This is a genomic window from Bacteroidota bacterium, assembly GCA_016721765.1.
Lineage (GTDB): Bacteria > Bacteroidota > Bacteroidia > UBA4408 > UBA4408 > UBA4408.
In genome coordinates, this window is sequence record JADKHO010000004.1 from 410,732 (window position 1) to 430,078 (window position 19,347).

At 37.3% G+C, this 19,347-nt stretch carries 17 protein-coding genes; 7 read left to right on the forward strand and 10 right to left on the reverse strand.

Annotated features, from left to right (window positions below; genetic code table 11):
• Positions 1 to 36 precede the first annotated feature (36 nt).
• Positions 37 to 831: a universal stress protein gene (locus IPP32_15845; protein ID MBL0049558.1), complete on the forward strand. Its 795-nt coding sequence runs from the start codon at positions 37 to 39 to the stop codon at positions 829 to 831.
• Positions 832 to 837: 6 nt separating this feature from the next.
• Here IPP32_15845 and holA read toward each other — a convergent pair whose 3' ends face one another.
• Both holA and IPP32_15855 read right to left on the reverse strand, forming a co-directional pair.
• Positions 838 to 1,911 carry a DNA polymerase III subunit delta gene (gene holA / locus IPP32_15850; GenBank protein MBL0049559.1) on the reverse strand — a complete coding sequence of 358 codons (1,074 nt, stop codon included), beginning with the start codon at positions 1,909 to 1,911 and terminating at the stop codon, positions 838 to 840.
• 12 nt (positions 1,912 to 1,923) lie between these two features.
• Positions 1,924 to 2,697, reverse strand: coding sequence for an AMP nucleosidase (locus IPP32_15855; protein ID MBL0049560.1), 774 nt, complete (start codon positions 2,695 to 2,697; stop codon positions 1,924 to 1,926).
• Positions 2,698 to 2,769: 72 nt separating this feature from the next.
• On the opposite strand from IPP32_15855, the gene IPP32_15860 reads away from it, so the two are divergent.
• On the forward strand, positions 2,770 to 3,222 hold the full coding sequence (locus tag IPP32_15860) for a type I restriction enzyme HsdR N-terminal domain-containing protein (GenBank protein ID MBL0049561.1): 453 nt from the start codon (positions 2,770 to 2,772) through the stop codon (positions 3,220 to 3,222).
• A 3-nt stretch (positions 3,223 to 3,225) separates the two neighbouring features.
• On the opposite strand, the gene IPP32_15865 is transcribed toward IPP32_15860, so the two are convergent.
• From IPP32_15865 to prmC, 4 genes are all read right to left on the reverse strand, one after another.
• A complete protein-coding gene (locus tag IPP32_15865) occupies positions 3,226 to 4,119 on the reverse strand; it encodes a 4-hydroxy-tetrahydrodipicolinate synthase (GenBank protein MBL0049562.1) in 894 nt (297 codons plus the stop codon).
• Between the two features lie 62 nt (positions 4,120 to 4,181).
• Positions 4,182 to 4,727, reverse strand: coding sequence for a hypothetical protein (locus IPP32_15870; protein MBL0049563.1), 546 nt, complete (start codon positions 4,725 to 4,727; stop codon positions 4,182 to 4,184).
• 48 nt (positions 4,728 to 4,775) lie between these two features.
• Positions 4,776 to 6,779: an NAD-dependent DNA ligase LigA gene (ligA, locus tag IPP32_15875; GenBank protein MBL0049564.1), complete on the reverse strand. Its 2,004-nt coding sequence runs from the start codon at positions 6,777 to 6,779 to the stop codon at positions 4,776 to 4,778.
• Between the two features lie 3 nt (positions 6,780 to 6,782).
• A complete protein-coding gene (gene prmC, locus IPP32_15880) occupies positions 6,783 to 7,676 on the reverse strand; it encodes a peptide chain release factor N(5)-glutamine methyltransferase (protein ID MBL0049565.1) in 894 nt (297 codons plus the stop codon).
• 96 nt (positions 7,677 to 7,772) lie between these two features.
• On the opposite strand from prmC, the gene IPP32_15885 reads away from it, so the two are divergent.
• Together IPP32_15885 and IPP32_15890 are read left to right on the forward strand one after the other, a co-directional pair.
• Positions 7,773 to 8,978 carry a class I SAM-dependent rRNA methyltransferase gene (locus IPP32_15885; GenBank protein MBL0049566.1) on the forward strand — a complete coding sequence of 402 codons (1,206 nt, stop codon included), beginning with the start codon at positions 7,773 to 7,775 and terminating at the stop codon, positions 8,976 to 8,978.
• A gap of 104 nt (positions 8,979 to 9,082) precedes the next feature.
• Positions 9,083 to 10,306, forward strand: coding sequence for a hypothetical protein (locus tag IPP32_15890; protein ID MBL0049567.1), 1,224 nt, complete (start codon positions 9,083 to 9,085; stop codon positions 10,304 to 10,306).
• Positions 10,307 to 10,423: 117 nt separating this feature from the next.
• Here IPP32_15890 and IPP32_15895 read toward each other — a convergent pair whose 3' ends face one another.
• The 4 genes from IPP32_15895 to IPP32_15910 all read right to left on the reverse strand — a co-directional run bounded on the left by IPP32_15895 (position 10,424) and on the right by IPP32_15910 (position 16,227).
• On the reverse strand, positions 10,424 to 12,373 hold the full coding sequence (locus IPP32_15895) for a T9SS type A sorting domain-containing protein (GenBank protein ID MBL0049568.1): 1,950 nt from the start codon (positions 12,371 to 12,373) through the stop codon (positions 10,424 to 10,426).
• A 66-nt stretch (positions 12,374 to 12,439) separates the two neighbouring features.
• The gene (locus tag IPP32_15900; GenBank protein MBL0049569.1) at positions 12,440 to 13,102 is read right to left on the reverse strand and encodes a M50 family metallopeptidase; all 663 of its coding nucleotides are present in this window, start codon (positions 13,100 to 13,102) and stop codon (positions 12,440 to 12,442) included.
• A 2-nt stretch (positions 13,103 to 13,104) separates the two neighbouring features.
• The gene (locus IPP32_15905) at positions 13,105 to 15,603 is read right to left on the reverse strand and encodes a TonB-dependent receptor (GenBank protein MBL0049570.1); all 2,499 of its coding nucleotides are present in this window, start codon (positions 15,601 to 15,603) and stop codon (positions 13,105 to 13,107) included.
• Between the two features lie 12 nt (positions 15,604 to 15,615).
• Positions 15,616 to 16,227 carry a carboxypeptidase-like regulatory domain-containing protein gene (locus IPP32_15910; GenBank protein MBL0049571.1) on the reverse strand — a complete coding sequence of 204 codons (612 nt, stop codon included), beginning with the start codon at positions 16,225 to 16,227 and terminating at the stop codon, positions 15,616 to 15,618.
• A gap of 267 nt (positions 16,228 to 16,494) precedes the next feature.
• Between IPP32_15910 and sucD the strand changes: the two genes are divergently transcribed.
• Genes sucD through IPP32_15925 form a run of 3 tightly spaced genes read left to right on the forward strand, consistent with a single transcriptional unit; the run spans position 16,495 to position 19,347 of the window.
• Complete coding sequence (sucD, locus tag IPP32_15915; GenBank protein MBL0049572.1) at positions 16,495 to 17,376, forward strand: succinate--CoA ligase subunit alpha; 882 nt, start codon at positions 16,495 to 16,497, stop codon at positions 17,374 to 17,376.
• Between the two features lie 10 nt (positions 17,377 to 17,386).
• A complete protein-coding gene (locus IPP32_15920) occupies positions 17,387 to 18,328 on the forward strand; it encodes a hypothetical protein (GenBank protein ID MBL0049573.1) in 942 nt (313 codons plus the stop codon).
• Positions 18,325 to 19,347 carry a hypothetical protein gene (locus IPP32_15925; protein MBL0049574.1) on the forward strand — a complete coding sequence of 341 codons (1,023 nt, stop codon included), beginning with the start codon at positions 18,325 to 18,327 and terminating at the stop codon, positions 19,345 to 19,347. The genes IPP32_15920 and IPP32_15925 overlap by 4 nt, the downstream gene beginning before the upstream one ends.

A 19,347-nucleotide genomic window follows, 5' to 3' on the forward strand; every position in this document is an offset into this window, starting at 1 on the left:
CAATTTTTTTGTAATATTACCCTCCTAAAATATCCTATGCAGAAAATTTGTGTCTTTATAGATTTTACTGATGGCTGTAAAATAGCGCTGAAGCAGGCTTCGGTGTTGGCCCAGAAAAGTAACGCAACAATTTGCTTGTTGAATATTGTTGATGCTGCCGCAGAAGTTGAAAAAACGAAAGTTCAACTACTCAAATTTGCAAAAACAACATTAGGGCATTCTGTGTTAATGGAGGCATACGCCGGTGTAGGTGGATTGATGGATGGCTCTCCTGTGCAATTAAGGAAAATAAACCCTGATTTAGTTATCATAGGAACACATGGTATTAAAGGAATCAAACAAAAATTTTTAGGTGCCGATATTTTAAAACTGGTTAAGATTATAGCGTATCCCTGCATTGTTGTGCAAGAAAATACAGAAGTAAAAGAATCCGGGTTTTCAAAAATTCTATTTCCGGTGGGCCCACATCATAATTTTAATGTCAAAATAAAACAAACTGCTGCCTTTGCAAAACGTTTTGGGTGCGAGGTAGTGATTTATGAAATTGCAAAGGAAGGTTTTGATTTAGGTGGAGCTGTTGGCAAAAATATAAACCTTGCTAAAGCCCATTTCAAAGAAATTGGAATTTCATTTAGTTCAGTGATGGAAGAGATGACCGTATTTTCAGCGGGCAACTCGCGTCAAACACTTAATTATGCGGATAAAAATGGTTTTGATTTAATTACCATCATGTCCACAATTTCACAAAATGAAATTTTGTATGGCGCTACTGATAAAGAAAATTTACTGGTAAATAACTTAGGTATACCTATACTTTGCTGCAACGAATAGCAGCTTTTAGCAATGCAGAATTTTGAAAAGTAGTTCTTTCATTAATTCACCAGGCTCCACATCACCGCTCTCAATACCTTTTGATTTAAGGTCGTATTCGCGCAAAAATCCAATAATTTTGCGAAGCTTATCCGGATTATAAATTTTAGCTGCCGACTCGTACTCTTTCACAAAAAAAGGAACAACTCCCATCACACTTGCAACCGCATACTGAGATTTATCGGGTGCTCCGTGATACAATAATAGTTTACTGAAATACGAATAGAGGTTTGCGATCACAAACACAAAAGGATTATCTTTTGGATTGGCTGCAAAATAGGTGATAATTCGATTGGCTTTCAACACATCTCGCCTTCCAATGGCATTGTTCAATTCAAACACGTTGTAATCTTTACTAATCCCAATAAAATTTTGAACATCTTCCGCTTGAATTTCATTTCTTCCTTTCAAGTTAATCTTTAATTTCTCAATTTCATTGGAGATGCGACTCAAGTCTGTACCCAAATACTCCGCCATTAAAGCACTTGCTTGAGGGCCTATTCTTAATCCTTGACCCTTAGCATAACTCTCCACCCAAGCAGGAATTTGATTGTCGTATAATTTTGATGAAGAAAAAAGAACACCGGCTTGAGCAATAGATTTACCAAGTGATTTACGCTTGTCGAGGCTCTTGTATTTATAGCAAACAACTAGGATGGTGGTTTGCTGCGGATTCTTAGCATATTCTTCAAGCAAGTTTATTTCCTCTTCCTTCTTTTTTACTCCTACTGTAACTTTGGTTGTCTTTTCAAGATCTTTAATTTCCTGCGCTTCCTTAATAATCAATACCTGCTTATCAGCCATCATTGGAAAGCGCTTTGCCTCGCTGATGATGCGCATGCTATCGATATCTTTCCCGTAAAGTATGGTTTGATTGAATTCACGCTCACTTTCGTCGAGCACGTGTTCGGCAATGTAATCAGCAATAAGATCAATGTAGTAAGGCTCTTCTCCTTCTAAAAAATAAATAGGTTTGAAGACTTTAGCCTTTAAGTCGCTGATAATTTTTTCGAAAGTTACCCCCTCGCTTTTTTTAGCCATTGCAATCGCCGGTTATTCGAAACGCAAGTGTTTCACGGTAAGACCATTGTTGATTAACTCCAGCAAGGAGTCGATTCCAATTTTGAGGTGTTCATCCACAAAATTCTGAGTTACTTTTTGATCGCTTTCTGCGGTTTTAACTCCGGTAGAAATCATGGGTTGATCGCTCACCAAAAGTAAAGCTCCTGTGGGAATTTGATTAAAAAAACCGGTAATAAAAATGGTTGCTGTTTCCATATCAATGCCCATACAACGCAACTTGCGCAAATAGGATTTAAAATCATCGTCGTGTTCCCAAACCCTGCGGTTGGTGGTGTATACCGTTCCACTCCAATAATCCTTGTTGTGATTGCGTATTGTTGTGGAAACAGCTTTTTGCAACATGAAGGCAGGTAAGGCAGGTACTTCAGAAGGGAAATAATCGTTTGAGGTACCTTCCCCTCGAATGGCAGCTATTGGTAAAATTAAATCACCGAGTTCGTTTTTCTTTTTTAAACCTCCGCACTTCCCCAAAAACAAACAAGCTTTGGGAGCAATAGCGCTTAGCAAATCCATTACAGTTGCGGCATTGGCACTCCCCATACCAAAATTGATAATGGTAATATTTTCAAATGTTGCATTTGGCATTGGCTTATCAGCACCCTTGATTTCCACATTATTCCACTCGGCAAACATTTTAACGTAATTGTTAAAGTTGGTAAGCAATATATACTCACCAAAATCTTCCAATTTTGTGCCGGTGTAGCGCGGAAGCCAATTATCAACTATATCCTTTTTACTTTTCATCTGTTCTATTTTTAATTAATTCGGTTTTGCTTTTTGAACAAAGCCTATATTTGTTTTGAATATTTAATCCTGATGTATCCTTCGCTCAACCTTCCCCCCTATCCGGTAAAGCTAAAAAACCAATCTCAAAGAACGCAAATTTTTGATAGAATCAGAAAGAAATTTGTGGTGCTCACTCCCGAAGAATGGGTGCGACAGCATTTTGTAAATTTTTTGATTGAACATAAAAGTTTTCCTGAGTCGCGCTTAGCTGTGGAATCTTCACTCAAATATAATGAATTGCTGCGCCGTCCGGATATTGTGTATTACGACACACATCTAAACCCGCAATTAATTGTGGAATGCAAGGCACCTGAAATTAAAATTACGCAAAGTACCTTTGATCAAATTGCCCGTTATAACATTGCGTTAAATGTTTCCTACCTCATTGTTACCAACGGATTAACACACTTTTGTTGTAAAATGGAGAATGAAAATAAATCCTATTCCTTCTTAAAGGAAGTGCCTGAATTGAGCCTGCTTTAGCGTTTAGGAATGAACCAATCGCTTTTTTTCAACCAGCTGAAGTAGTTTTTCTTCCACTGATTTTCCAATATTCATCAACGGAAGTCTTACGGTATCGCCACAAATTCCAATATTTTTTAAAACTGCTTTCACGCCACCCGGACTGCCATCTGCAAAAAGCAAATCGGTAATCTCCATTAATGGAAAATAGGTTGCACAAGCTTTATCGAATTCCGATTTTAAGGCATAGCGCACCGCTTCAGATGTTTCGTAAGGAAAAGCATTGGCGACTACCGAAATTAAGCCTTTTGCACCAATTGCCATCATTGGCATAGTTAAATTATCATCCCCAGAAATGAGTAAAAAATCTTTGGGCTTTGATTTTGAGATGCGCATGCATTGTTCCAAATTTCCACTCGCTTCCTTAATTCCAATAAAAACCGGAAAATCATTTGCCAAGCGCAAAGTGGTTTCGGCGCTCATGTTGGAACCGGTTCTTCCGGGAACATTGTATAAAATTATAGGCAAAGGGCTTGTTTCAGCTATTGCTTTAAAATGCTGATAAATTCCTTCTTGGTTGGGTTTATTGTAGGAAGGTGAAACGGAAAGAATTGCATCAATGCCTGTAAAGTCAATACTTTTCAACTGTTGAATCACTTCAGTTGTGTTATTCCCTCCCACACCTAGCACTAATGGAACACGTTTAGTTGCTGCTTTAATAACGCAAGCAGTAATTAAGGCTTTCTCTTCCTTCGAACAGGTTACCGATTCACCGGTAGTTCCAAGTATTACTATGTATTCCACCTTGCCATCAATAAGATGATTCACCAGCTTGGTTAAAGCTGTTTCATCCACAGAGTTATCGGGCTTAAATGGGGTTACAATTGCTACTCCGGTTCCTTTAAATTTTGAATTCATTTTTTATTTTTTACACGTGAATTGTATGTATAATCCTATCAAAACAATAGAATACTCACAAGTTAAGCGTTAATCATATTCATGTAAACATCAACATTTTTCATAAAATATTTCAAACTTTTGCCTTCTTCCACATCCAGCAATAAATCATAATACATTTCATATTTTGGAAAATGCTTGCCAATTTTAAATTTTGCTTTGCTGAGTGCTGCTATGTACACCAATGGTAAACATTGATGAACCGTAAAGTTTATCAAGATATCAAATTCCTCTTCTACAAAATTTTTAATGAGCGGATCGGTAGGTTTAAAATGCCAATTGACTTGCTTGCGCGTAAAAAAATCGTATTCCAATTTGGAGTATTGCATTTCAGGAATCTCTTTGGTGTTATAAAAACCAAAAGAGCGAACACGTTTTTTAGAGTCCTTTAAAAACTTGATGTATTTTTTTACCAGTTCAAAATCTTCGGGAATAGTGGCATCAAATAAAATTCCAATGCTTTTTGCTTGTGCAAAATTCATGGCTTCTTTAGTCCGGTAAAGGCCTTCAGCTTCCTTCTTGAGGAAATATTCTCCGAATTTTTTTTTTGTGTTTTTTACTAGTCCCAATCTAATTTCGTTTTTATTGTTCTTTGTTTAGCACTGCAAATTAAAAAGTTAATTCAGCATTTCAATAAACTCCTCCTCATTAATAATTTTAATTCCCAATTTTTCTGCCTTTTCCAATTTGGCAGGACCCATATTTTCTCCTGCCAACACAAAGTTAGTTTTTGTGGATATGGAACCTACATTTTTTCCACCATTTTGTTCGATTACCTTTTTGAGGTCGTCGCGATTAAATTTTGTGAATACTCCGGAAACCACAAATGACAAACCTTTCAGTTTGTCTGTAAAGTTCAAGGCCATTTCCTGTGAGAGTTCAAAATTGAGTCCTTGAGATCTTAATCGATTTACAATCAGCATATTCCTTTCATCCGCAAAGTAAGCCTTCACACTTTCAGCTATGCGGGGACCAATCTCATCCACCTGCTCCAATTGATCGAGCCCGGTTAAAAGATTATCCAAGGATTTAAAATTATAAGCAATCTTCTTCGCCATTGTTTCTCCAACATGGCGTATCCCTATTGCAAACAAAACACGCTCAAAAGGTATCTTTTTCGATTGCTCAATTCCCTCTAATAAATTGGTGACACTTTTTTGTGCCATGCGTTCCAAAGGAAGAAGTTGTTCTTCACGCAAATCATAAATATCGGCAATGGTGTGAAGGAGATTGGCATTGAATAATTGCTCAATTGTTTCTGCTCCAATACTGTCAATGTTCATCGCCTTACGGCTAACAAAATGCTCAATCTTTCCCTTAATTTGAGGAGGGCAACCCAATTCATTCGGGCAGTAATGATTGGCTTCTCCTTCTTTACGAATCAAGACAGTTCCGCATTCCGGACAGTTTTCGGCATAATGAGTTGGAACTGAATCGGCTTCTCTTTTTGTGAGATCCACCCCTATAATTTTGGGAATGATTTCCCCTCCTTTTTCCACAAAAACAGTATCCCCTACTCTAATGTCTAACTTTTCGATAATATCGGCATTGTGCAAAGAAGCACGTTTAACAAGCGTTCCAGCTAAAGGAACCGGCTGTAGGTTAGCAACCGGTGTTATTGCTCCGGTGCGGCCCACTTGGTATACAATCGAAAGCAATTTGGTTGAAACTTGCTCTGCTTTAAATTTGTATGATATAGCCCAACGTGGCGTTTTGCTTGTAAATCCAAGTATTTGCTGCTGACGGTAATTATTTACTTTCAACACAATTCCATCAATATCAAATCCCAAGTTATTCCGTTCGGTATTCCAATACGCAATAAAATCAGCTATTTCAGCACTATTTTTACACAAACGAGTATGCGGTGAAACTTTAAAACGCCATTTTTTAAGGGCTTCCAAACTTTCGTAATGGGTTTGGAAAGGCAAGTTTTCACCATAAACGAAGTAGAGGTAGCAATCCAAATTGCGCTTTGCCACCACCGAAGAATCTTGCATCTTAAGCGTTCCGGAAGCTGCGTTTCTTGGATTTGCCAAGGGTGCTTCATCAATTTCTTCACGCTCTTTATTTATTTCATCGAAGGATTTGCGCGGCATAAAAATTTCGCCTCGCACCTCAAATTCTTCAGGAATATCCAAACCATGAAGTGTCAAAGGAATACTTTTTATAGTTCTTACATTGGCAGTAACATCGTCGCCTTGAACGCCATCACCGCGTGTGACCGCCAGTATTAGTTTTCCATTTTTGTAAGTTAATCCGATTGCCACACCATCGTATTTTAATTCACACACATACTCAAACTCCTCGGTTATTACTTTGCGAATTCGTCCGTCAAAATCATTAATCTCCTCAGCTGAATATGTATTCCCGAGCGATAACATGGGATACTTGTGTTGAACAGTTTTAAACTCTTTGGTGATGGTACCTCCCACCCGTTGTGAAGGAGAATCATCGCGCAACAATTCGGGAAACTGCTTTTCGAGTTTTATTAATTCCTCCAACAACATATCAAAATCATAGTCACTGATGGTAGGACTTGATTGTATGTAATAATTATAATTGTGTGCTTCAATTTGCTTCGATAACTCTGCGATTCGAACTCTTGCTTCTTCCTCATTCATATTTTAAGCGTTTATTGCTTTTATCATTCTGTCTTTACCATTTAAATCTTTTCGTAACTCAATTTGTTTAAAACCCTTATTTGCGAGGAGTTTGATTACATCCCCACCAAGTGCTTCGTTAATTTCAAAATAAATTTGCCCATTTAATCGAAGCGTTTTTTTTGCGAAAGTAGCAATCGCTTCATAAAACAATAAAGGATTTTCATCGGGCACAAATAAAGCCAAATGCGGTTCATATTCGAGCACATTTTTATGCATCAGTCTGCTTTCCGAATTTCGAATGTAAGGCGGATTGCTAATCATAACATCAAAGGCTGTTGCAAGCGCATCAATGGATACATCTATATTCAAAATATCTTGCCTTATAAATTCAATCGAAACATCATTTAACCTAGCATTTGTTTGAGCTTGATGCAGTGCCTTTTCTGACACATCCAAGGCAAAAACTTGTGCGCTTTGCATGTTTTTTTTAAGGGCAATAGGTATGCAACCACTTCCCGTTCCAATATCAAGAATTCTAATTAATGACGGCTTTCTTGCAGGTGATTTAGCATCCACACTTTTGTTTTGATTTAGGATCCAATCCACCAGTTCTTCGGTTTCTTGACGCGGAATTAACACATTTTCATCCACCAAAAATATTAATCCATAAAATTCTGTTTCTCCCAGAATGTATTGAATTGGCTTATGTTGCATTAATTCTTCCACTACGGTTGTAAATTTTTTAGCCAAGTCTACCTGAATTTCCATTGCTGATTTTTGGCGCAAATCGATGCGAGAGAAGTTTAGAAATTTCTCACAAGTTAAAAAGCAAAAATTCTTAACTTCCTCTCTATCATAGAGCGGGAAAAGGCTATCCATAAAGAGCTCCTTAACTTCCTGAATGTTTTGCGGCATCGAATTCATTGCCCTAAAATTAAAGAAAATAATGACGGCAGAATAATTTTAACTTTGCGCCTCATTAAAAAAGTGCGAAACAAAATGAATGCTGCAATTCCTAAAGTAATTTTAAGTTCAGGTAAAGATCAATCTTTGCGAAGGTTTCATCCATGGGTATTTTCGGGTGCCATCAAAAAAATAAAAAATGCCGAAGGAAAAGAGTTTGAGCCTGCTGAAGGCGATGTGGTGAAGGTAGTTTCCAACCACGATGAATTTTTAGGAGTAGGCCACTATCAGTTTGGAACAATTGCAGTGCGTGTTTTTGCGTTTGAAGAAGTAGCGCTCAACCAACACTTTTGGAATGCAAAAATTGAAGCAGCATATAAAGTTCGTCAAGCCTTGGGTTTAACAGATAATTCTGAAACAAATGTGTATCGCTTGTTACATGCTGAAGGTGATGGAATGCCGGGATTAATTATTGATTTTTACAATGGCACCGCTGTGCTGCAAACGCATTCGATTGGGATGCATTTAATTAAATCGAACATCATTGAAGCGCTTCAAAAAATATATGGTTCTAAGCTGGATGCTGTTTATGATAAAAGTGAAGAGACCATGCCCAAACAGTCTGAAATTAAAGCAACGAATGGGCTTTTGTGGGGCAAAACGAAAAGCAATGAGGTGTTGGAATATGGAAATAAGTTTTCGATTGATTGGGAAACCGGCCAAAAAACAGGATTTTTTATTGACCAACGCGAAAATCGGAACTTACTGGCGCAGTACAGTAAAAATAAATCTGTAGCGAATACATTTTGCTATTCAGGAGGATTTTCGGTTTTTGCCATGCGTGCCGGAGCTACATTGGTGCACAGTGTGGACAGTTCGAAGAAAGCAATTGAACTTACCGATAAAAATATAGAATTAAATAAGGAGGCATTTTCTGCTGCTTCCACACATGCCTCCTTTGCACTCGATACTTTTGATTTTTTAGCAACAGCTGATAATAAATACGATGTGATTGTGCTGGACCCACCGGCCTTTGCGAAACATCAAAATGTGAAACACAATGCAGTGCAAGGTTACAAACGCTTAAATGCAGAGGCTTTTCGTAAAATTAAAAGCGAAGGAATTCTTTTTACTTTTTCATGCTCGCAAGTTGTGGATACCAATTTATTTAATAGCACGGTGATGTCGGCAGCCATTATTGCCAAAAGAAATGTAAGAGTGCTGCATCATTTAAGCCAACCACAAGACCATGCGCCAAGCATCTTTCACCCCGAAGGCTCTTATTTAAAAGGCTTGGTTTTGTATGTGGAATAAAAAGATTAATTCGCACTAAAAGCGCACTGTTATAGGTTATCCCAAAAATTGTGCGTTCCTGAAATAGGTTGATACCCAACCAAAATGAAGACAAATAAATGAGAATGAAATACCTTTTCAATAATAAAAAGGCATGGACCATAATTTTATATTTAGCATTCTTGTGCTTGTTACTTGGTCTCATTAGGTTATTTCTCTTTCCAGATTTATTAAAAGAAACGAATTTTTTGAACTGGGATGCTGAACATTATAATTGGATAAAAAAAAATGGGTATGCCGGGTTTCGGATAGCTTTCTTTCCACTTTTTCCAATAGTATGGTACATATTGTCCTGCGGTATTTACAGTATGGCTTTGATAAATGCGTTAGTATTTTTAATATCCTATTATCTCCTGATTAAATTATTGAATCTAAGCACACTAGAAATAGTACTATATTTAAGTATTCCAAGCTTTATCTTCTTCTATCTTCCTTACACAGAATCACTATTCTTTGCAACTTCAACGCTAACTATTTATGGAGTCAAAAAAGAAAAAACTATTCTAATAAGCATGGGAATATTTCTATGCGCTTTAACAAGACCTTCCTTTATTTTTTTAATTCCTGCAGTAATTTTTACTGAAATATTGTATGAAAAATTAAATACTAAATCAATATTGAGAATATTATCCTACATTATTATTTCACTAATTGGATTAGCAATTGTTTTTGGAATTCATTCTTACTATACTGGAAATTGGTTTGCGTATTTTGAAATTAGTAAAGGCTGGGGCGGAGTCCTTCACTTCCCTATACTTCCTTATACATCATGGGGAGGAGGTTTAATTGTTAGACTTGATGGTGCATCAATGTTATTTGGAATTTTTTCAGGAATACTATTATTATCAATTTATTTTAAGGCATCATTCTTAAAAAATACATCTATACCTAAAGAGGTTATCTTCTCACTAATCTATTTATGTGGAATAACCCTATTTATAATGCTCCGTGGAGGAACACTTTTCAGTTTAAACCGTTTTATTTTTGCATGCCCATTTATAATTATTGCATTTAATTTTTGGACAAAACTAAATTATGACATCAAGACAAAAGAATTATTTTACATATTTGGTTCAATAATTTTATTTTGGTTGCTCTTAGGTTCATATGTCCATATCCAAACTTTCTTAAAATATTTTTTATTATCGATTTATGTGTCTTTAATTTTTGTGATTAAATTAGATAACTTTTTAGTAAGAAAATTAGCTTTTTTTTTATTAATCACACTAAATATAACTTTTCAGATTATCCTTTATGTTCGATTTCTAAATGGAAATTGGGTTGGATAAAAGAAATATCTAGTTAAAAGTAGGTTCACAAGTAAGACAATAAATGCTTAACTTAAGTCACGTGAAAGCAACTTTGTAACTTCCTTCTTACACCAAGTGCAGCAGACAAAACATTAACTAAGACTTGTATACTTTTTTGTACACCATGCCTAATTCTGTTTTAATTTTGAGATAATAAATTCCTGCACTGGTATTCACGTCCACATAACAAGTTTGCGTAAGATCTTGAAACTGTTGTTGAAGTATTCTTTTTCCTTCATTATTAAACACTTCAATAGATTGGATTGAATTAGGGAAATGTACATTAACATTGATTCGACCGCTTGTAATACTTGGATAAATCAATACCTCATTCGCAAGAACTTGTTTTTTGTTAAGTGCAAGAGAAACATTCAATATACTAGCAGAATCAATTAGTACAGGAGTTTTATCGGCAGCAGTATACATTGTTTTAAAACTATCCAATTCGGCACTGCTATATCCCAACATCTCACTCAGCCATTTTGGTGGCATAGTTTGATAAAACAATTTTGCATTAATGCTCACATAACCGCTAATACCGGCGCGTGGAATATGAAAATGCACCTTATCACTCCCGCTTCCTTCTATAGCATTAACCTTATTAAAATCTGCATCAGCCAGGGCATCACTCGAAATTTTTGCAGTATCGTAACTTAAATGGCTGCTTGTAAAACCTAAAGGAGGCAAGCGATTATCTTTTAATAAAAAAGCGGCACGCTCGGCAACTGTAGTTACTTGCCGATTCACATCTCCCATTACCAATTCATAAATTTGAGTTTGATTGTTTTGGCGAATAACATCCCGATGTGGCTCATAGTTTACGTTCTCTCCACTCACTCTAAAATCAGAATGAAAAATACCCGACTTGAACAATGTATCTTGTTGCGCATCTTTAACTACCAATTGCAGTACCGCACGACGCGATGGATAGCCGGATGGAAATTTATGTCCGGCTTTATTGGTCAAACTTACCGTAAAATATGCTGTATCGCTAGCTATACTATCAGTTGTCAAAACTAAGTCAAGTGTATTCTTTTGAAGCAACTCATTTGTAGCTGTAAATGTGGAATCAAAATACCTGTCATCAATGGGTATGCCCAGCTTATTTTTATTTTGTTTTAAGAGATTTACCATTAGTGAATTTCCGCCTACAAATATGTGTTGATTGTAAGGTGCGCGATAGGGAACCGATTGGTTGTTATTTACAATTACCACCCCGCCTTTTGCTTTTGGCATGTGGCACTTTTGACAAGTAATCCCGTTTTGGCTGTAGCCGGAATTGAGCCATTCCTGATAGGTAGCTTGTTCAACAAATAATCCGCCGGTATAATTTCCTGCTAAGTCTACACTTTTATTAATAAGCGTATGACAAGGAGAACAAGCCTTTGAAGCATTTAAATGAGCGCTGTATTTTGGGGCATAGCCTGTTGCAATTTGCATGGGCCCAGCCATTGGAAACGTGAAGGGACCATAAATGGTGCGGTTTGTATCGTAAGGAATTCGACCTGAAAACACTGCACCCAAGCTCAAACTATCCGCTACCGCATGGCAACTTACGCACGATACGCCATCCAAACCTAAGGAATCGCCATACATTGTGCCCAGCGTATAATGTGCAGCCAGGCCTTTGTATTTGGATGTGTAATTTCCCATTGGAGCGTGACACGAAGTACAATTATCTTGCAACTCAAGGGTATGCCCCGGATTCACCAAAATTTCGTGACTTACCTTTGCTCTCCAAAATGGATCCTTGGCCGAGTTTGCCATAATAGTGCTTTGCCAATCGTCGTAGAGATTTACGTCAACGCCACTTGAATCGATGTTTGCATAGTGCAACGAATCGTACCCATGACAACTTTTACAATGTGCAGCAATAAGAAAATAATCTCCGGCACCTATAGGGCCACCCATTTTTTTACTAAAAGCAAAATGCTCTTGAGCAGTATGAAATTTCTTTTGTTCCACATCTTGATTGGAGGCAAAAAGGGCTATCAAAAAAACAAAACTGGAAAGCAAAGAAAGTACAAGTAAACGCTTCAAATACATAGGTAAATATGCTAAGATTTTGAACTGTAAATTTAGAATTAAATCAAATCCAAAAAGAGGTCGGATTTAGATAAAAAGCTCCACCGTTAAATATCCCAAATAAATCGCTTGGGTCAAAAACAGCATTCCCCAAATGGGTGCCGGGATGTAGGTAAAATCTCGGAGATTGCTTGCATCACCTGCATTGGATGGCTCATTCATACTTATCCAACAAATAGTAGCAGCCGAAAAAACAGATTCGAATAAAACTATTCCAGAAAAGAAAACAGAAGTAGCGTACATGTAGTTGGGTATACGGTAATAAAAAACCCAACCTAATATTCCCGAAAAAATTAACAGCCAAAAAATACCGTATGCGTTCCTAACCCAAAACAATAGGTTTACCAACGCAAAAGCACAAAAAATATAAAACACCCAAGTATACATTGCTTTGCTGATTAAATAAAAAAGAAGAAATGCAGTACCGGAAGAGAAAGTATATCCCGCTAAGGCAATCATAATTTTAAATAGCCAATACTTGGACTGTGTGGTAGCTGCACCGGAAGTATCGCTGTTGAGATCAATAGAAACCACACTTCCACTGGTTAGTAAGGTTACTATTGCATGACCGCTCTCGTGAATAAGCGTATTGGTGGACCTGAAAAATTTTCCAATAACAGGCACACGTGAAACTATCAGTGCCGCTGCAGCAAAGGCAAATAATAGAAACCGATGATCGTTAAAATTCATCTCTAAAATTTAAAAATGAGCTTAATATTGAGTTGCCTTCTGGTTAAATAATTAGGAATGGCATATTGCCGCGCCGTAACATCTGTAACCCATAAATAAGAAATGGTGTTGCTGATTTGCAGTAGATTAAATACCTCAGCACTCGCCCAAATGGATTTGAAAAAATGGAATGGATTTTTAGCAGGTAGCACTTTTGTTTCACTCAGCAATTGTTTCGAAAATCCAATATCCACCCTACGGTAAGGAGGAATGCGCAAGGTATCCTTGTAACGTTCATAACTTGGTGGACCAAAAGGAAAACCAGAACCATATAATAAATTTAAGTGTACTTTCCAGGAAGGAAATCGTGGAATAAAATCCTGAAAAAAGAGTGCAAAATTTACGCGTTGATCGGTTGGTCGCGGAATATAGCCGGGAGTATGCAAAACACTGTCGGTTGCCACTTGATCGAAGGTATATCCTTTGACAATTTTATTTCCCTTTTTATTGTAATAGTCATAGTAAAAATCATCCTTAATATCTTCTTGCGTTTGCATTACACTCACGCTTACCCAAGATTCAAGGCCTTTTACAAACTCACCGTTTAATTTTAAATCAATTCCGGTTGCATAGCCTTTTGCATTATTGTTGGCATAGTAACGGATACGTACATTATCAATTTCATAAGGAACCAAGTTGTCAAGATATTTGTAATAGCCTTCTGCCACAAACTTAAATGGACGGTCCCACATTTTAAAATTGTAATCGCTGGCAAGTACAAAATGAATGGAGGTTTGCGCTTTAAGATTGGTATTGATTACGCCATTTAAATCGCGTAATTCCCGGTAAAAGGGAGGTTGATAATAGTATCCTGCAGAAAAGCGAAATAAAAAATCTCTCTTCCAATTCGGAATCATTGAAATGGTAGCACGTGGACTTATTAAGAACTGCTTGTTTACATCCCAGTAATGAGAACGCACACCGGCTGTAAAGGAGAACTCAGTTGTATCTCCAAAATGCCAAGTGTTTTGAATGTAATCAGTGATGCGTGAAGAGCTAAGTGTATTTTTTGATTTCACTACATTTTGCAATTCCAACACATCGGGCTTAGATTGCGGTATTGAAAAACCAGCCGAATCTTGAAGTTTCCATTCGCTAATTTGATCTTTTATAAACTCCGATTGGTATTTTATACCCCATTGTAATTCCTTTTTATACCCTTTATGCTCCACATTAAATACAGTGGCATCTAGCAAATTTCGTCCGTGGGTAAGGTAACTTCCAACATTGCCCAATGAGGTAGCATCTCCAAAATTATCTTTGCCAAAATCAGTTTCCAATTGACCAATAAAATACTGACCCAAAACATCAAATTTTTCACTCTCATAAGAACGAAATGCCGAGGAAATTAATTTTAGCGTCACATCCTTTTGTGGTTTATAAATAAATGAAAGCGCCCCTAAATAAGTATCAAAATTATTTACTTCCTTTCCATCAAAATACACCTTTAAGCGCAGTGCAGTATTCACCGTACCAAAATCAGTTTCCCTATCAGTAGGAATAAAGCGGTATTTATTTTGAGCATAATTACCTAAAAGCCCCATTTCAAACTCAGTAGTGAATTGATAGGTGAGATACATTTGACCGTCAATAAAACGTGGTCGATAATCCCCTTTAGTGTCTAACGATTTTAGCAGGTAACTGTTGGAACGCTCACGCACTCCCACAATAGCACTTAGTCGTTTACTTTTATTTGTACCTTCAAGGGTAATGCTCGCACCCAATAAACTGGCACTCACATTGGCCGCAAATTCTTTTGGCTTTCGATAGGTTACATCCAGCACACTGCTCATTTTATCGCCATAGCGGGCATCATAACCACCTGCCGAAAACAAAACCCCCGAAACCATATCGGGATTCACAAAACTTAATCCTTCTTGTCCCCCACTTCGCACTAAAAATGGACGATATACTTCTATGTCATTTACATAAATTAAATTTTCATCAAAATTACCCCCGCGCACATTGTATTGTGAGCTAAGTTCGTTGTTGCTGCTTACACCGGGAAAAGTTTTAAGGAGTGCTTCAATGCCCCCGGAAGTGGGTAATGCTTCCACCAGCTTAGGATCCAATCGTTTTAAGGTGGATTGTCGTGTTGCTTTATCTTCTATTTGAATTTCTGTGATGTTTATAGCGCTGCCACTAAGACTAGGTTTTAGCTCAATTTGTTCGCTAGCAGTGGGGGTTATCTCAATAAATTGAGTTTGAAAACTAATGTGCGAAAAAGCAACTTTTATTTTTTTTCCTGCAGGTACTTCCAAGGAATACTTGCCCTTTGCATCGGTTTGTGTGGCACCGGGTAAGCCAACAACCGAAACACTTACAAACTCAATTGGATTTTTTTCTTTATCGATTATTGTTCCATAAACGGTTGCAGTAGCTTGCGCAAATAGCCCTTGAGCAAAGGCCGATAGACAAAGAAAAAGTAGAATGATTTTTTTGGGCAACATTACGCTATTCATCCAAACAGTTCATTACTTGCGCTTTAATTCACCATTCTTCCAAGCCTGGATAAATTTGGCCCAAGCAATTGGGTTGAGCAAATTATTGGGAGGAAGTTGACCGGCATAATATAAACGACTGTTGCGTTGTTGCATATAATATTTTTGATTCATTGAGCCGTCCATTCCAATACTCTCGCCGCGTTGTCGCATCGCTTCACGTTCCAAATTACGTTGAGCCCTTGCCATATCATCATTGGGCAATTCCAAACTAATAAAAGCTTGTTTAAACTGTTCCTTTGTGGGCCAAGGGTAAATAATTGCGGCATTCAATAAAACGGTATCTCCATTTAACATTTGAATGAGTGAATAGCGTGATTCCTCTAAGCTATCAGGAATAACAAAAGAGCTTTTTTTGTAGCCCAGTGCCGAAAACTCGATAACATCGTTTTCTTGCGCCACAAAAGAAAAATATCCATAATAATCGCTAACGGTACCGTGATAGGTATTTTTAATCATGATGTTTACAAAAGGTATAGGCTGCAAACTATCGCCACTTACCACCACTCCCGAAAACTGAATAAGTTTCCCATTTTTTTGGGCTTGTACAAAAAAGGAAAAACAAAGAAAAAATAAAACGCTCAAAAAGAATTTATTCCGCATAATATATGAAAGTGTATAGCGTCAAAAGTAGAAAAATTAATACTGAACTACTGCATCAAATCAGAATAACGAAGAATTTGTCTATAAATTGTGCTTATTTCGATAAGGGTTGAGGATAGCGAAACTACGCATTTTAAAATCCTTTGTATTAATTTCCGGAAACAATAAATGTGTCTGATTTATGCTGTAAATACAGACCTTTCTTCGCTATCCAAAAAATAATTACATTTGCCTAAACACATAAAAAGTATGAGCGTATTAGTCAATAAAAATTCGAAGGTTATAGTTCAGGGATTTACAGGTAATGAAGGAACTTTTCATGCCACTCAAATGATTGAATTCGGCACCAATGTGGTGGGAGGAGTCACTCCAGGGAAAGGTGGACAAAAACATCTCGACAAGCCTGTATTTAATACCGTTGCAGATGCTGTTAAAACTACCGGAGCGGATGTTTCCATAATTTTTGTGCCACCTGCCTTTGCTGGTGATGCCATTATGGAAGCCGCAGAAGCAGGCATAAAAGTTATTGTTTGCATTACTGAAGGTATTCCTACTAAAGATATGATTCAAGTAAAAGAATATTTGAATGGCAGAGATTGTCGACTCGTTGGTCCTAATTGCCCGGGTGTTATTACCGCCGGTGAAGCCAAAGTTGGAATTATGCCGGGTTTTGTATTTAAAAGAGGAACAATAGGCATCGTAAGTAAATCCGGTACTTTAACCTATGAAGCAGCCGATCAAATTGTGAAAGCCGGCCTTGGAATCACTACTGCCATTGGAATTGGTGGTGACCCAATAATTGGAACAACCACAAAACAAGCTGTTGAATTGTTAATGAAAGATCCCGAAACCCAAGGTATTGTTATGATTGGTGAAATTGGTGGAGGAATGGAAGCGGAAGCTGCACATTGGATTAAAGAATTTGGAACTAAACCAGTTGTAGGATTTATTGCCGGACAAACTGCACCTCCAGGAAGAAGAATGGGACATGCAGGTGCAATTGTTGGTGGATCAGACGATACGGCTGCCGCTAAAATGAAAATTATGCGCGAATGTGGCATCCATGTTGTGGAATCGCCTGCTGTAATTGGTAAAAAAATGGCAGAAGTAATTGGTAAAGTATTAGCTTAAAGAACAGCACATGCGTACTACATTTTTTATACTCGTTTTTATTATTTGCTCCTTGTTCACATTTAAGCTACGTGCTCAAGATCGCATGTTTTTTAAAAATGGGGACATGGTTGAAGCAAAAATATTAGAAGTATCTTCGTCAGAAATTGTGTATAAAAAAGCCACGAATCCGGATGGCCCTTCTTATCATGAATTAAAATCAAACGTCAGCAAAATTGAATTTGCCAATGGTACGGTTGAAGTATTTTCAAGCCCTAAAACCGAAACAATTAAAATTAGCAGAGCCGTTCCTAGTGAATCCAATCCCGCTGCTGCGAGTGAAACACCCAAAGCCAAAGAGCCAACTTTTGTGGCCAAGAAAAATAGCTTTTCGTATAATTTAACGGATGCATTTTTTAAACGCATCACAATAGGCTACGAACGAATTATTGCAAATGGATTTTTGGGTGTAAAAATTCCGGTTTCATTTGGCTTGGGGAGCAATAAAGTGTTTGATGTGGATTATTTGAATTCCTTTCAAGACAACAACAATGACCAATACTATAATTACAATGCCGTTCCAAATGAAGAAGTTAAGTATACCTCAATACTGCGAAAAAACACTTTTGGCCTTGAGTTAAATGTATACCCATTTGGACAACGACCGGTTTCCTTTTTTGTTGGGCCCTCATTTTATTATGGTTTGATAAAAATAAAATATGAAGAAACTACCTATAAATTAGTTACCAACTCTAGTTCCTATTATAACTACTACGATACATTCATTAACTATAAAGAAGCTTCAACAATTTCATTGTCCGGTATGATTAATACCGGTTTTGCGTTTAACACCAATTCTAATTTTTCAATGATTGTTCAAATAGGTCTTGGCTTTCGTCAAAACAATACGGATTTTGATGATTACACGGCAACCTTGCTAGTACCATCTTACCATCTTGCTTATAAATTTTGAAACCGGTGAATTGCTTTTCATTACAAGCTTTGCGCATTGCAAAGCTTTTTTTATGGCTGTTCCTATGGACATCTTTCGTACAATGCAAAAAAGAAAAGAAGGCATCTATTGAATGGATAAAGCAAGAAAGCAATGTGCAACATGACTTGCGCGCCATTCAAGTTAAACCCCTTGGCGATACTCTATTTGCTTGTGGTGGGACTGCTGGTGCAGAAGGTGTAATTCTTCGCTCAGTCGACGGTGGCTCCACATGGAATAGTATTTTTACAACTGCCAACAATTCCTTTTATCACCTGCATTTCTTTACGGATAAACTTGGATTTGGGTTAGCTGAATTCTTGACAATTTATAAAACTACCGATGGCGGAAACACCTGGAATCGTGCACTAAATTTGGATACAGTTGAGTATCGGTACCGTGTAAAAATGCATGCTATAAAATTTTGTGGCAGTCGCTTGATTGCGGTAGGTGGAAATAATTTCGGTTCCGGAATTATTCTTACCAGCGCCGATAGTGGCGCAACTTGGAAAAGTGTTAGCACTGTAGAGCATGAATTGCGCGACCTTGAATTTATTTCATCCAACACCGGATTTGCAAGTGGTTATGGAACTGTTCTAAAAACAGAAGATGGCGGAATAAGTTGGAATGCAACTGCACTTTCGGATGATTTTTTTACAGGTATTTATTTTACAGATGCAACTTCAGGATTTCTTTGCGGATATAATGGCAACCTTATGAAAACGAGTGATGGTGGCGAAAATTGGGCAAATTCAGTAAAGGGAAATTCATTGTTTACCGGCAAACGTTTACATTATAACACAGTTGAATTTTACGATGCTCAAATTGGAATGGTTAGCGGAGAAAGCGGTAATTCTTTGCTTACGCAGGATGGCGGTGCATCATGGAAATCATCGGCAAATGAGGCTAAGACAAGTATTCAAGCACTCACATTTAAAACTGCTGAGGAAGGATTTGCAGTTGGCGATGGCGGTGCAATTTTTAAGTTTCGGATAAAGTAA

Bases quoted from the DNA above. Each gene is read 5' to 3' on its own strand.
- IPP32_15845 (MBL0049558.1), top strand. From the start codon at position 37: ATGCAGAAAATTTGTGTCTTTATAGATTTTACTGATGGCTGTAAAATA.
- holA (MBL0049559.1), bottom strand. From the start codon at position 1,911: ATGGCTAAAAAAAGCGAGGGGGTAACTTTCGAAAAAATTATCAGCGAC.
- IPP32_15855 (MBL0049560.1), bottom strand. From the start codon at position 2,697: ATGAAAAGTAAAAAGGATATAGTTGATAATTGGCTTCCGCGCTACACC.
- IPP32_15860 (MBL0049561.1), top strand. From the start codon at position 2,770: ATGTATCCTTCGCTCAACCTTCCCCCCTATCCGGTAAAGCTAAAAAAC.
- IPP32_15865 (MBL0049562.1), bottom strand. From the start codon at position 4,119: ATGAATTCAAAATTTAAAGGAACCGGAGTAGCAATTGTAACCCCATTT.
- ligA (MBL0049564.1), bottom strand. From the start codon at position 6,779: ATGAATGAGGAAGAAGCAAGAGTTCGAATCGCAGAGTTATCGAAGCAA.
- prmC (MBL0049565.1), bottom strand. From the start codon at position 7,676: ATGCCGCAAAACATTCAGGAAGTTAAGGAGCTCTTTATGGATAGCCTT.
- IPP32_15890 (MBL0049567.1), top strand. From the start codon at position 9,083: ATGAAATACCTTTTCAATAATAAAAAGGCATGGACCATAATTTTATAT.
- IPP32_15895 (MBL0049568.1), bottom strand. From the start codon at position 12,373: ATGTATTTGAAGCGTTTACTTGTACTTTCTTTGCTTTCCAGTTTTGTT.
- IPP32_15900 (MBL0049569.1), bottom strand. From the start codon at position 13,102: ATGAATTTTAACGATCATCGGTTTCTATTATTTGCCTTTGCTGCAGCG.
- IPP32_15905 (MBL0049570.1), bottom strand. From the start codon at position 15,603: ATGAATAGCGTAATGTTGCCCAAAAAAATCATTCTACTTTTTCTTTGT.
- sucD (MBL0049572.1), top strand. From the start codon at position 16,495: ATGAGCGTATTAGTCAATAAAAATTCGAAGGTTATAGTTCAGGGATTT.
- IPP32_15920 (MBL0049573.1), top strand. From the start codon at position 17,387: ATGCGTACTACATTTTTTATACTCGTTTTTATTATTTGCTCCTTGTTC.